12 protein-coding genes are annotated in these 12,061 nt (G+C 65.5%); 4 read left to right on the plus strand and 8 right to left on the minus strand.

Going from position 1 to position 12,061, the window contains the following annotated elements:
* Positions 1–41: 41 nt before the first annotated feature.
* Positions 42–845, minus strand: a complete 804-nt coding sequence (locus CH251_RS08720; RefSeq protein ID WP_094612773.1) for an ABC transporter permease — start codon at positions 843–845, stop codon at positions 42–44.
* Positions 842–1,771, minus strand: coding sequence for an ABC transporter ATP-binding protein (locus CH251_RS08725; RefSeq protein ID WP_094612945.1), 930 nt, complete (start codon positions 1,769–1,771; stop codon positions 842–844). Before CH251_RS08725 ends, CH251_RS08720 begins: the two co-directional genes overlap by 4 nt.
* 128 nt (positions 1,772–1,899) lie before the next feature.
* Between CH251_RS08725 and CH251_RS08730 the strand changes: the two genes are divergently transcribed.
* Positions 1,900–3,960: a TPM domain-containing protein gene (locus tag CH251_RS08730; protein ID WP_256978906.1), complete on the plus strand. Its 2,061-nt coding sequence runs from the start codon at positions 1,900–1,902 to the stop codon at positions 3,958–3,960.
* 69 nt (positions 3,961–4,029) lie between these two features.
* Here CH251_RS08730 and CH251_RS08735 read toward each other — a convergent pair whose 3' ends face one another.
* On the minus strand, positions 4,030–5,415 hold the full coding sequence (locus tag CH251_RS08735; RefSeq protein ID WP_032379159.1) for a glycine--tRNA ligase: 1,386 nt from the start codon (positions 5,413–5,415) through the stop codon (positions 4,030–4,032).
* 185 nt (positions 5,416–5,600) lie between these two features.
* Here CH251_RS08735 and CH251_RS08740 point away from each other — a divergent pair, with 185 nt between their 5' ends.
* Complete coding sequence (locus CH251_RS08740; RefSeq protein ID WP_306436840.1) at positions 5,601–6,062, plus strand: metalloregulator ArsR/SmtB family transcription factor; 462 nt, start codon at positions 5,601–5,603, stop codon at positions 6,060–6,062.
* The gene (locus CH251_RS08745; RefSeq protein WP_094612774.1) at positions 6,059–6,499 is read left to right on the plus strand and encodes a Fur family transcriptional regulator; all 441 of its coding nucleotides are present in this window, start codon (positions 6,059–6,061) and stop codon (positions 6,497–6,499) included. The genes CH251_RS08740 and CH251_RS08745 overlap by 4 nt, the downstream gene beginning before the upstream one ends.
* A 6-nt stretch (positions 6,500–6,505) precedes the next feature.
* On the opposite strand, the gene CH251_RS08750 is transcribed toward CH251_RS08745, so the two are convergent.
* Genes CH251_RS08750 through recO form a run of 4 tightly spaced genes read right to left on the minus strand, consistent with a single transcriptional unit; the run spans position 6,506 to position 9,568 of the window.
* Positions 6,506–7,498, minus strand: coding sequence for an iron-siderophore ABC transporter substrate-binding protein (locus tag CH251_RS08750; RefSeq protein ID WP_094612775.1), 993 nt, complete (start codon positions 7,496–7,498; stop codon positions 6,506–6,508).
* Positions 7,499–7,547: 49 nt separating this feature from the next.
* Complete coding sequence (locus CH251_RS08755) at positions 7,548–7,967, minus strand: hypothetical protein (protein WP_068052323.1); 420 nt, start codon at positions 7,965–7,967, stop codon at positions 7,548–7,550.
* Positions 7,960–8,778 (minus strand): isoprenyl transferase, encoded by an 819-nt coding sequence (locus tag CH251_RS08760; protein WP_094612776.1) that lies wholly within the window; start codon positions 8,776–8,778, stop codon positions 7,960–7,962. The genes CH251_RS08755 and CH251_RS08760 overlap by 8 nt, the downstream gene beginning before the upstream one ends.
* A complete protein-coding gene (gene recO, locus CH251_RS08765; protein WP_057479918.1) occupies positions 8,735–9,568 on the minus strand; it encodes a DNA repair protein RecO in 834 nt (277 codons plus the stop codon). Before recO ends, CH251_RS08760 begins: the two co-directional genes overlap by 44 nt.
* A gap of 72 nt (positions 9,569–9,640) precedes the next feature.
* Between recO and CH251_RS08770 the strand changes: the two genes are divergently transcribed.
* Positions 9,641–11,062, plus strand: a complete 1,422-nt coding sequence (locus tag CH251_RS08770) for an amidase (protein ID WP_094612777.1) — start codon at positions 9,641–9,643, stop codon at positions 11,060–11,062.
* 76 nt (positions 11,063–11,138) lie between these two features.
* Here the strand turns inward: CH251_RS08770 and era are convergent, their stop codons facing one another.
* Positions 11,139–12,053 carry a GTPase Era gene (era, locus tag CH251_RS08775; RefSeq protein WP_094612778.1) on the minus strand — a complete coding sequence of 305 codons (915 nt, stop codon included), beginning with the start codon at positions 12,051–12,053 and terminating at the stop codon, positions 11,139–11,141.
* Positions 12,054–12,061: the final 8 nt, after the last annotated feature.

Raw genomic sequence — 12,061 nt, forward strand, 5'->3', positions numbered from 1 at the left:
CCACGGTATCCCTGTGGGCGACACGATCAGCGGTTTCGGTCTCACGCACGCTTGGTGTCTCTCCGGAACAGCATCGCCGCGCCTGCGATGAAGATCGTCGCCCAGACCACCAGATTGATCACGGCGACCAGCAACGTTCCGGTTTCGGTCCCGGCGAACGCGGCCCGGGATACGGTGGCCAGCCCGTAGAGCGGGGTGAACTGGGCCAGCATCGGGAACCAGCCGCTGTCACCGAGGGGAACGAAGAGTCCACCCGCCAACGCCAGGAACGCGAGCACGGGTCCGAGGATCTGCATCACGTTCTCCGACGGCAGCAGGTAGCCCATGAACAGTCCGAATGCGGCGAACACCGCCGAGCCGATCCAGCCGATCAGACCGCTGACGATCCACACCCAGATCGGCATGTCCGCCCCGAGGAACTTCGCGACGACGAACACCACGACGATCGAGGCTGCACCCATCGTCATGGCCACGAGGACCTTGGTGACGATGTAGGCGACCGGCGCGAGCGGGGTCAACCGCAACTGTCGGCTCCACCCCTGAGCTCGTTCGACCGAGACCATCGCTCCCCCACTGGTGGTGGCGAGCATCGCGCCGTAGACGGCCATGCTGATGGCGATGTAGCCGGTGACGTTTCCGTGCGCGAAAGGGTAGTTGGTCCTGTAGTCGGACTGCGTGCCGAAGATGACGAAGAACACCGGCGGCATCACCAAGGTGAAGATCAGAGTTCGCTTGTTCCGGAAGAGCCTGCGGATCTCGAGTCGGAGGAAGGTGGGCGAGAATCCGCCCCAGGCAACAGCTCTGGTAGGTGTGCGGGTGGTCGTGGACGGCGTGGTCGTGGTCATCGGATGCTCCCGGCGAGGTCGTTTTCGGCTGTGTCGTTGTCTGAATCGGTGGTCAGGGCGAGGAATGCGTCCTCGAGGTTGCGCGAGACGATTTCCAGATCGGTCGCGTGCGCATCGTTGAGCAGGTATCGGGCCACGGCGTCGGAGTCACGTCCGTGCACGATCACCCGGTCCCCCCGCGTCTCGACCCGGTCGACTCCGGGAAGAGCGAGCAACGTGGACCGGTCGACACCGGGCAGAGTGGCGGTGACCGTGCGTCCCGCCGCGAGATTCTTGACCTCGGCGGCGCTGCCGTCGGCGACGATCTTGCCGTGCCGCACCAGGACGATTCTGTCGGCGTAGGCATCGGCCTCGTCGAGGTAGTGCGTTGCGAACAGCACTGTTCGGCCGGTGCTGGCGTCCTGCCGAATGGCGTTCCAGAAGTCACGACGACCCTCGACGTCCATTCCGGTGGTCGGCTCGTCCAGGACCAGCAGATCCGGGTCGGGCAGCAGTGCGAGCGCGAATCGCAGTCGCTGCTGCTGCCCGCCCGAGCATTTGGCCACTCGGCGATCTCCGATGTCGGCGATGCCTGCCCGGGTGAGAACTTCCTCGACCGACCGTGTGCGGGCGAACAGTGCGGACGTCAGCTCGACGGTTTCGCGGACGGTCAGATCGCGAAGCAGACCACCGGTCTGCATGACGGCCGAGATGCGGCCCTGGGCGATCGCGTCGGCGGGTGTTCCCCCGAACACCGACACCGACCCGGTGGTGGGTGTGGCCAGGCCGAGCATCATGTCGATGGTGGTCGTCTTTCCCGCTCCGTTCGGTCCGAGAAATGCGACGACTTCGCCCGGTTCGATGGACAGGCTGAGCCCGTCGACCGCCCGGACCGAGCCGTAGGTCTTGGTGACGTTTCGCAGTTCGACTGCCTTCGTTGTGGTCATGGGAATCACTCTGCTGCGATCGCACAGCGTGAACCTCGTTCGAGCGTCACGATTGCGAGGTGACAACTGTCATGCATCCACGTCGACCTGCTCGATCTCCTCGCCGCCCAGCCGGTAGATTTCAGCGCATGGCAGTCCAGCACCGGCGGCACAGCAGCGCCACAGTCGTTCGAAAGTCAGCCGTCCGAAGCTCGGTCCATCGATTTCGTCGTCTCGCCGCCGTGGGTGCCCTGACCCTGTTCGCCGCGGTCCTGCTCGCGCCAGGGGTTGCATCCGCCGAGGCTCCCTCGCGGCTGGCCACGCAGATCACCGACAACGTCCAGGCACTCGACCCCGATGCACTCGCCGAGGTGCAGACCTCGATCGACGACCTCTACGGCAGCAGCCAGCTTCGATTGTGGGTCACCTACGTCGCGGACTTCGACAACCTGTCGGCGGCGAACTGGGCCGAGCAGACGTACGCCAGAAGTGACCTCGGTGAGCGCGACGTTCTGCTCGCCGTGGCGACCGTGGACCGTTCGTACTACCTCGCTGTGAACACCGGGCTGTCTCAGATCACCACCTCCGAGCAAGATTCGATCCGTGTCGACGACGTCGAACCTGCACTGCGCGAAGAAGATTGGTCCGGGGCGGCCATTGCGGCAGCCGGTGCACTCGGCGACGCGTACGCCTCGAGCGGCAGCGGCGGCTCGTCGGCACCACTGCTGATCGGCGTCGGCGCACTGGCCGTGGCCGGCGGCGGAGCCGTCGTCTACTCCTCACGGCGCAAGAAGGCCCGCGTCGCCGCCGAGGTCGAGGCCGTGGCGAAGATCGACCCGAGCGACCCGGCCGCACTGGCTGCCTTCCCCATCGACGTCCTCGACACCCGGGCCAAGGAAATTCTCGTCGAGACCGACAATGCCGTACGCGCCAGCGAAGAGGAATTGAACCTCGCACGTGGAGAGTTCGGAGATTCTGCGGCCGCACCGTTCATCGCCGCCCACGACAACGCCAAGAAGGCTCTCGCGTCCGCCTTCGAGATCCGTCAACGACTCGACGACGCCATTCCGGAAACTCCCGATCAGCGGCGCGCGATGCTCGTCGAGATCATCTCCTCCTGTGGTCAGGCCGATCGCGAACTCGATTCGCGGGTGGAGGAATTCGACGGCTTCCGCGATCTGGTGATGAATGCCGGGTCACACCTCGACGAACTGACCCAGGCGATCATCGGGTTGACGGTGAGGATTCCGCAATCCGAAAGTCTGCTCGATCGACTGCATTCGGAATTCTCCGAGACGGCACTGAGGTCCATCGCGGACAACGTCACGATGGCCAAGGACCGGATGGCCCTGGCCGAGGACAACATCGAAGCCGGCCGCAAGGCTGCAGCACTCCCGCCCGGAAAGCAGGGGCCTGCGGTCACCGCGATTCGAACCGCCGAACGGGCCGTCGACCAGGCCAAGACCCTCCTCGACGGCGTCGACCATGCCCGGGACGACATCAGGCATGCCATCGCCACCCTGCCCGACGCCATCGCGGACGTTCGCCGCGACATCGAGCAGGCACGTGGTTTGGCCGAACACGGTGGAGCCGAACTGCAGTCGGCCATGACTGCCGCGCAGACGGCGTTGCAGAACGCCGAGACCGCCCAATCCTCTGATCCACTCGGCAGCTACACCGCCCTCGCCGAAGCCGATGCCGAACTCGAGAAGATCGTCGACGAGGCGTCGGCGGAGAAGGCTGCCGAGGACCAACTGCGAGCCCGTCTGGATCGCGATATCGCGGCCGCTCAGGCGCAGATCACCGCAGCCGCGGACTACATCTCGACCCGTCGCGGCGGAGTGGGTGCCGACGCCAGAACGCGCCTGTCCGAGGCCGAACGCCACCTCGGCGCGGCGCGGCAGCTGGGCCAGGAGAACCCCGACGAAGCCCTCAAGCATGCTCACGCCGCCAGCCAATTGGCCTCGCGCGCATCGCAGATCGCCCAGGCCGATGTACAGAACTGGGAGAATCGTCACGGCCCTCGCGGCGGTAGCAGCGGAGGCAACATCGCCGGCGCGGTGCTCGGCGGCATCCTGATCAACAGTGTGCTCCGCGGCGGCGGGGGTGGCGGAGGCTTCGGTGGCGGATTCGGTGGCGGCGGGGGCTTCGGCGGAGGCGGCGGTGGCGGCGGTGGCGGCGGATTCGGTGGCGGTGGCGGCCGCTTCTGACCCACCCCTCGACAGCCGACAGGGCCCGATCTCATTGCGAGATCGGGCCCTGTCGGGTGAGTGAGGTTCTTACGCGCCGATCAAACGGGAGGCGATGTAGCCCTCGACCTGATCGAGCGCCACCCGCTCCTGCGCCATCGTGTCGCGTTCACGGATGGTGACGGCATGATCGTCGAGCGTGTCGAAGTCGACGGTGATGCAGAACGGCGTACCGATCTCGTCCTGACGACGGTAACGACGACCGATGGCTCCGGCATCGTCGAACTCGACGTTCCAGTACTGGCGCAGTTGCTGCGCAAGATCTTTGGCCTTGGGCGTCAGGTCCGCGTTGCGCGAGAGCGGGAGCACCGCGACCTTCACCGGGGCCAGACGACGGTCGAGCTTGAGCACGACGCGCTTGTCGACGCCGCCCTTGGCGTTGGGGGCCTCGTCCTCGGTGTACGCGTCGACGAGGAATGCCATCAGCGAGCGCGTCAGACCTGCGGCCGGCTCGATGACGTACGGGGTGTAGCGGGTGTCGGTCGCCTGCTCGTAGTAGCTCAGGTCCTGGCCGGACGCCTTCGAGTGCACCGAGAGGTCGTAATCGGTGCGGTTTGCCACGCCCTCGAGCTCGCCCCACGCACTGCCCTGGAAACCGAACTTGTACTCGATGTCGACGGTCCGCTTGGAGTAGTGCGACAGCTTTTCCTTGGCGTGCTCGTAGAGCCGCAGGTTCTCCGGATCGATACCGAGATCGGTGTACCACTTCATGCGGTAGTCGATCCAATACTGATGCCACTCGTCGTCCTCGCCCGGCTTGACGAAGAATTCCATCTCCATCTGCTCGAACTCACGGGTGCGGAAGATGAAGTTTCCGGGAGTGATCTCGTTGCGGAAGCTCTTGCCGATCTGGCCGATGCCGAACGGCGGCTTCTTGCGTGAGGTGGTCAGCACGTTGGCGAAGTTGACGAAGATGCCCTGTGCGGTCTCGGGCCGCAGGTAGTGCAGGCCCTCTTCGTTGTCGACCGGGCCGAGGAAGGTCTTGAGCAGGCCCGAGAATGCACGCGGTTCGGTCCAGGAGCCGGGTTCGCCGGTTTCGGGGTCGCGGATGTCGGCCAGGCCGTTCTCCGGCGGGTGGCCGTGCTTCTCCTCGTAGGCCTCGATGAGGTGATCGGCGCGGTACCGCTTGTGCGTGTGCAGCGATTCCACCAGCGGGTCGGAGAACGTCTCGACGTGGCCCGACGCCTCCCATACCTGCCGGGGCAGGATCACCGAGGAGTCCAGCCCGACGGTGTCGTCGCGGCTGGTGATCATGTTGCGCCACCACTGCTTCTTGATGTTCTCCTTGAGCTCGACGCCCAGCGGGCCGTAGTCCCAGGCCGACTTGGTACCGCCGTAGATCTCGCCGCACGGGTAGACGAGGCCTCTGCGCTTGGCGAGGTTGGCGACGGTTTCGACTTTGGACTTGGGTGCCACTGGCGGAGCTCTCCATCTTCGGTTACATCGTGTAAGAGGTGACGTGGGCGGTTTTCGCCCTGATCAGACTATCTGGCTCGGCGGGCGAAACCGAACAGCGGTCGAGTGCGGAAGTTGACATGCACACCTGTGCATATCACAATGAATACGATTTGCAATAACAACTACTGCACTAACCTGGTGCCATGACGTCGCTCGTGCAGGGAGAGTCCGCCGGCAACGACCCGGCAATCGAAGGAGCCGCAACCGTGTCCACGGACTCGACAGTGGAAGCAAGCTCGACCCACAGGCAGGACCCGGAGCACCCGTTGCACTCCGGCGATCCGTTCACCGCCGCTCCCCCGGCTCACATCCCGCCGAAGGAGACTCTGACCGCGGCGGGTGACATCCTGCGGGCACTGGCGGCTCCGGTGCGCATCGCCATCGTGCTGCAGCTGCGCGAGTCCGAGCGGTGCGTCCACGAACTCGTCGTCGCCCTCGGTGTCACGCAACCGCTGATCAGCCAGCACCTTCGGGTACTCAAGGCAGCGGGTGTGGTGCGCGGAGAACGCAACGGACGCGAGGTCCTGTACCGGTTGGTCGACGATCACCTCTCCCACATCGTCGTCGACGCCGTGGCCCACGCCGAGGAAGGCCGGAACCTGTGACCGAAAAGTCCACCGATACCGCCGCACCCAGACGACCCGTCGTCGTCGGCGTGCGGGCCACCAAGCAGCGCAGTGCGATCTCGGATCTGCTCGACACCATCGAGGAGTTCAAGTCCGCACAGGATCTGCACGACGAATTGCGCAAGCGCGGTGAGGGCATCGGCCTCACCACGGTGTATCGCACCTTGCAGACCTTGGCCGACGCCGGGACGGTCGACGTACTGCGCACCGACAACGGCGAGTCGGTCTACCGGCGGTGCTCCTCCGGACATCACCATCACCTGGTGTGCCGCTCGTGCGGTTTCACCGTCGAGGTGGAAGGCCCCACCGTCGAGAAGTGGTCGCAGAGTGTCGCCGAATCCAACGGCTTCAGCGACGTGAGCCACACGATCGAGATCTTCGGCACCTGCAGTCAATGCAGCGCTGCCGGTCGCTGAGCCCGCTCAGGCGACGGCCTCGGCCACCCGAGGTACCAACGCGTCGATGGCGAACGGAATCGACAGCACCGAGTTGTACGTGATCGCTCCACGCTGATCGGTGGACAGCGGAACGATCGCATCGCGCCGTGCGGCATCGAGCGTTCCGAAGATCGGGTTCTCCGCCACCACGTCGATGTCGGCACTCGTACCGAGATAGAGCACCAGGTCCGCGTCGAGCATGGATATGTTCTCGGCCGAGACCGGAACGAAGAAGTTGGTGCCGTCGTCCTCGGCGCGGATCGCTTCCGGGACCTCGAAGCCCAGCGAGGTGACGAATGTGCCGCGGGCATCACCGGGCAGGTATGCGCCGAACTGGCCGTCGTACGGAAGCACCACTGCTGCCGTCTTGCCTGCGAACTCGGGGTGTTCGTTTCGAGCCTGCTCGAGCGCGTCGTCGGTCTGCGCGTTCAACTCCTCACCGCGGTCGCGCTCACCCATCGCGCGAGCGATGGTGTCGGTGGCCACCTCACGATCGACGGCATAGGCAGCCGATCCTGCAGGTCGGGCGACCGTCGGCGCGATGCCGCTGAGCCTGTCGTAGGTCGCCTCGTCGAAACCCGCATTGAGTCCGGTGATGAGATCCGGTGCCAGAGAAGCGATCAGCTCGAAGTTCGGCTCGGACTCCGAGCCCAGCAGCGTCAGCGGCGCGTCACCCACCAATTCGTCGGTCCAGGGACCCAGTCCGGTCTCGTAGAACGTGTACCCGGTGTTCCCGACGGGAACGGTGCCCAGCGCGATGACGGCATCGGCGTCGGACACCCCGAGCGTGACGATGCGGGTGGGCTTCTCGGCGATGGTCGTGCTGCCGTAGATGTGATCGATGACGACCGGGAATGCACCGTCCGACGACTGCGTCGCCGTGTCGCCGGTGTCGGCAGTCGAACAGGCCGTCACAGCCACACCGAGAGCGATCACCGCCGCCACCGCCGTGAGCATTCGGGTCAACCGCACAGTCATCGCATCCGCCTCTACTAGAAGTAAGTACAGGCAAACCTTAACTGACTGATCAGGGCAGTAGGCCCTCACGCGCCTTTTCCACTCCGGCGAGCACCAGAATGAGCATCGTCAACATCGCCTCGTCGTCCAGGCCGTTCGCGGGAAAGGTGTAGCGCAGCAGTACATCCGCGAGCTTGTCGTGGGTGTTGACCGAGATCGCGCCGAACTGCGAATCCGCATTGCGGTCGGCAACTTTCTTGTGCAGAGCGGGCTTCAGCGGCCGGTCCCACGCCAGCACCGCGGTGAGCGAGAGCACCTCGAGCTCGGGCGAGAGTCGAACGGCACGAAGCGAGCACAGAGCGCCCGCATAGTCGAAACCGAGCGAGCCCTCGTCGCCGAGTGTCACCGTCGCGAACTGCGAGAGCGCGAGCTGGGCACGGGCTTGCAACGAAAGCCCCTCGTCCGGCGTGCCGTTCGCAGTGTCACTCATACTTGACCCCACCGAATCGTCGGTCGCGCGAGGCGTATTCGATACACGCCTCCCACAGATCCCGGCGGTCGAAATCCGGGAAGAGCTTCTTCTGGAACACGAACTCCGCATAGGCGGACTGCCACAGCAGGAAGTTCGACGTCCGCTGCTCCCCCGAGGGACGCAGAAACAGATCCACGTCGGGCATGTCCGCTTCGTCGAGGTATTTCGCGACGGTCGCCTCGGTGATCTTCTCGGGGTTCAGCTTGCCCGCGGCCACCTGTCGAGCGATTTCCCTTGTGGCATCGGCAATCTCGGCTCGGCCACCGTAGTTGACGCACATCGTCAACGTCATCACGGTATTGCGTTTCGTCAACTCCTCGGCAACTTCGAGTTCCTTGATGACACTGCCCCACAACCTCGGTCGACGGCCGGCCCAGCGAACCCGGACGCCCATCTCGTTCATCTCGTCGCGTCGACGACGAATGACGTCGCGATTGAAGCCCATCAGGAACTTGACCTCGTCGGGACTGCGCTTCCAGTTCTCCGTCGAGAATGCGTACGCGGACAACCACTGCACACCGATCTCGATGCAGCCGCACACGGCATCCATCAGCACCGCTTCGCCCTGCTCGTGCCCCGCAGTGCGCGGCAGACCACGATCCTGTGCCCATCGGCCGTTGCCGTCCATGACCAGAGCGACGTGACGAGGAATCAGTTCCGGCTGGAGGATCGGAGGCCGCGCGCCCGAGGGATGCGGGTCCGGCGGGCGCACCGGCGGCCGTTCGTCAGGCCGGGGTTGCGGCTCGCGTCGTCGAATCACGGTCCCCATCCTGCCCGACGGTGTCGGCGAACACGGAGTCAGGTTGGGCCAGCGGCACCTGGTGCGGGTGCGAGCGCTCGATGAGCGGAAGAGTGCGCAACTGTCGTTCCAGATGCCATTGCAGATGCGCCGCCACCAGTCCACTGGCCTGCTTGCGGACGGTATCGGAGGTGGTGACGGTGTAGTCCCACTCCCCCCGCTCGAGCGCAACCATGAGATCGAGAACCCCGGTCGACGGCGTCGCCGAGCCCGGCGGTCGGCAATGCACACACACGGCTCCACCGGCAGCGACGTGGAAAGCTCGATGTGGCCCTACAGCTGCGCACCGCGCGCAGTCGGTCAGTGCGGGAGCCCATCCGGCGAAACCCATCGCGCGCAGCAGATACGCGTCGAGCACCAGCTCGGGAGGCCGGACGTGCTGCGCGAGGGCGCGCAATGCACCGACGGTCAACTGATGCAGCCGCTGCGCGGGCGCATGCTCCTCACCTGCCAGCCGTTCGGCAGTTTCGAGAACCGCACAACCGGTGGTGTAGCGACCGTAGTCGGCAACGATGTCTCCGCCGAACGCGTCGACCGTGTGCACCTGGGTGACGATGTCGAGATTGCGTCCCGGATAGAGCAGGACGTCGATGTGCGCAAACGGCTCGAGCCGCGCACCGAATTTGGATTTGGTGCGGCGAACCCCTTTGGCGACGGCCCGTACGATCCCGTTCTCCCTGGTCAACAACGTGACGATGCGATCGGCCTCACCCAGCTTGTGCTGGCGCAGGACGACTGCGTTGTCACGGTATGGCCTCACGTGTTCCAGTGTCCCACGCGCGCAGCGGCGGTGACCGTTCCCGCGCTGACGAGAAGTCGATACTGTGCAGGCGTGGATTTTCATCGGTCGACTCTCGTTGCCCAGGCCGCCGCTCTCGCGTCGGGTCGCATCACCTCGGTACAGGCGGTCACCGAATCACTCGATCGGATCGACAAGAGCCAACCCACGCTCAATGCGTTCCGCCTCGTGCGCCGCGATGCCGCCCTCGCCGAGGCAGCCGAAGCGGATCGGCTGCGCGCCGCGGGCACCACCGCTCCCCTGCTCGGCGTTCCGATTGCCGTCAAGGACGACGTGGACGTCACCGGGGAACCGACCGCCTTCGGTTGCGCGGGCGACTTTCCGCCTGCCACCGCGGATTCGGAGGTGGTGCGCAGACTGCGTGCGGCCGGAGCGGTCATCGTCGGAAAGACCAACAGCCCGGAACTCGGCCAGTGGCCGTTCACCGGCGGCACCTTCGGACACACCCGCAATCCATGGGACCGCGAACGCACTCCCGGCGGCTCCTCGGGTGGCAGCTCTGCCGCGGTGGCCGCCGAATTGATCTCTGCCGCTTTGGGTTCCGACGGTGCCGGCTCGGTGCGAATTCCGGCCTCGTGGACGAATCTCGTGGGGATCAAGCCGCAGCGCGGACGCATATCGTCGTGGCCGGAGCCCGAGGCGTTCAACGGCATCACCGTCATCGGCCCGCTCGCGCGCACCGTGGCCGACGCGGCACTGCTCCTCGACGTGGTCTCGGGTAGTCACGACGGGGATCTGCATCGTCCGATACCGCTGACCGTCTCCGATGCCGTCGGACGCAACCCCGGCTCGCTGCGCATCGCGCTCAGCCTGCGTAAGCCCTTCATCCCGACGCCCGCCCCACTGGACCCCCAGATCGCGGCTGCCGCGTACGAGATGGCCGCGGTGCTGCGACTGCTCGGACATCGAGTGGTCGTCGATGACCCCGCCTACGGAATGCTGTTGGGGCTCAACTTCTTACCCCGCTCACTGGCCGGTGTGGCGGCCTGGGTGGACCGTCTGCCGGATCCGTCTCTCGCCGACCCGAGGACCCGAGCCAATGCCAAGAGCGGCCGGGCTCTCGCCGGAGCGCCGCTGCGCGCAGCACGCGCTGCCGAGCCGCGCATCGGGCGTCGTATCGGCCGGTTCTTCGACGAGTACGACATCGTGCTCGCCCCCACGACGGCCACCCCGCCGCCTCGAATCGAGGCCATCGACGGCATCTCCAACGCCGACACCGATCGGGTCATCACCGAGCACTGTCCCTACACCTGGCCGTGGAACGTACTGGGCTGGCCGAGCGTCAACGTGCCCGCAGGATTCACCGCCGCCGGTCTGCCCATAGGCCTGCAACTGATGGGCCACGAATCCTCCGAGCCGCTACTGGTTTCGGTCGCCGCTCAACTCGAGAACGTGCTGCAGTGGCACCGCAAGCGCCCCGATCCCTGGTGGACCCAGGTGAGCGAAACTTCGTAGCCCACTACGAGACAGGAGTGCAGCCTGCGGAACGACCGGTGGGTCCAGCCGCGCACGTGCGGCGAAGCCGCTTCGGTCAGAATCCGAGCTTGCCCATCTGCTTCGGGTCGGTCTGCCAGTCCTTCGCGATTTTGACGTGCAGGTCCAGGTAGATCCTGGTGCCGAGCAGCTTCTCGATCTGCAGTCGCGACGCCGTGCCGACCTCTTTGAGTCGCGAACCACCCTTGCCGATGATGATCGCCTTCTGGCTCGATCGCTCCACGTACATGATGGCGTGCACGTCGAGCATGTTGTCGTGACCCTCGCGGGGGGTGACCTCGTCGATGACGACGGCCAGCGAGTGTGGCAGCTCGTCGCGGACGCCTTCGAGCGCGGCCTCACGGATGAGTTCGGCCATCAGGATTTCCTCGGGCTCGTCGGTGAGTTCTCCGTCGGGGTAGAACGCCGGGCCCTGCGGCAGTTCGGAGGCCAACAGGTCGACGAGCTTCTCGATCTGCTCGCCCGATTCGGCCGACACCGGGATGACGTGCGAATTCTCACCGAGCAGCTTCGACAGCGACATCAGCTGCTGTACGACGCGTTCCTTCTTGACCTTGTCGATTTTGGTCACGATGCCGATGAGCGTCGTCTTGGGCGCGATGTGCCGCACCTGTTCGAGAATCCACCGGTCGCCGGGCCCGATCTTCTCGTCCGCGGGGATGCAGAGTCCGATGACGTCGACCTCGGAGTAGGTGTCCTGCACCAGGTCGTTGAGACGTTGACCCAGCAGCGTTCTCGGTCGGTGCAGTCCCGGGGTGTCGACCAGGATCAGCTGGGCGTGCTCCCGGTGCACGATGCCGCGAATGGTATGCCGCGTCGTCTGGGGACGCGAGGACGTGATGGCGATCTTCGATCCCACCAACGCATTGGTCAGCGTGGATTTGCCGGTGTTGGGTCGGCCCACGAAACAGACGAATCCGGATCGGAACTCACCGTTGTTCTGCTCGGACACAAGAGCAC

Source organism: Rhodococcus sp. 06-462-5 (assembly GCF_002258315.1).
Lineage (GTDB): Bacteria > Actinomycetota > Actinomycetes > Mycobacteriales > Mycobacteriaceae > Rhodococcoides.

Excerpts from the sequence above, each read along its gene's own strand:
- CH251_RS08720 (WP_094612773.1), bottom strand. The coding sequence starts at position 845 with ATGACCACGACCACGCCGTCCACGACCACCCGCACACCTACCAGAGCT.
- CH251_RS08725 (WP_094612945.1), bottom strand. The coding sequence starts at position 1,771 with ATGACCACAACGAAGGCAGTCGAACTGCGAAACGTCACCAAGACCTAC.
- CH251_RS08730 (WP_256978906.1), top strand. The coding sequence starts at position 1,900 with ATGGCAGTCCAGCACCGGCGGCACAGCAGCGCCACAGTCGTTCGAAAG.
- CH251_RS08740 (WP_306436840.1), top strand. The coding sequence starts at position 5,601 with ATGACGTCGCTCGTGCAGGGAGAGTCCGCCGGCAACGACCCGGCAATC.
- CH251_RS08750 (WP_094612775.1), bottom strand. The coding sequence starts at position 7,498 with ATGACTGTGCGGTTGACCCGAATGCTCACGGCGGTGGCGGCGGTGATC.
- CH251_RS08755 (WP_068052323.1), bottom strand. The coding sequence starts at position 7,967 with ATGAGTGACACTGCGAACGGCACGCCGGACGAGGGGCTTTCGTTGCAA.
- CH251_RS08760 (WP_094612776.1), bottom strand. The coding sequence starts at position 8,778 with ATGGGGACCGTGATTCGACGACGCGAGCCGCAACCCCGGCCTGACGAA.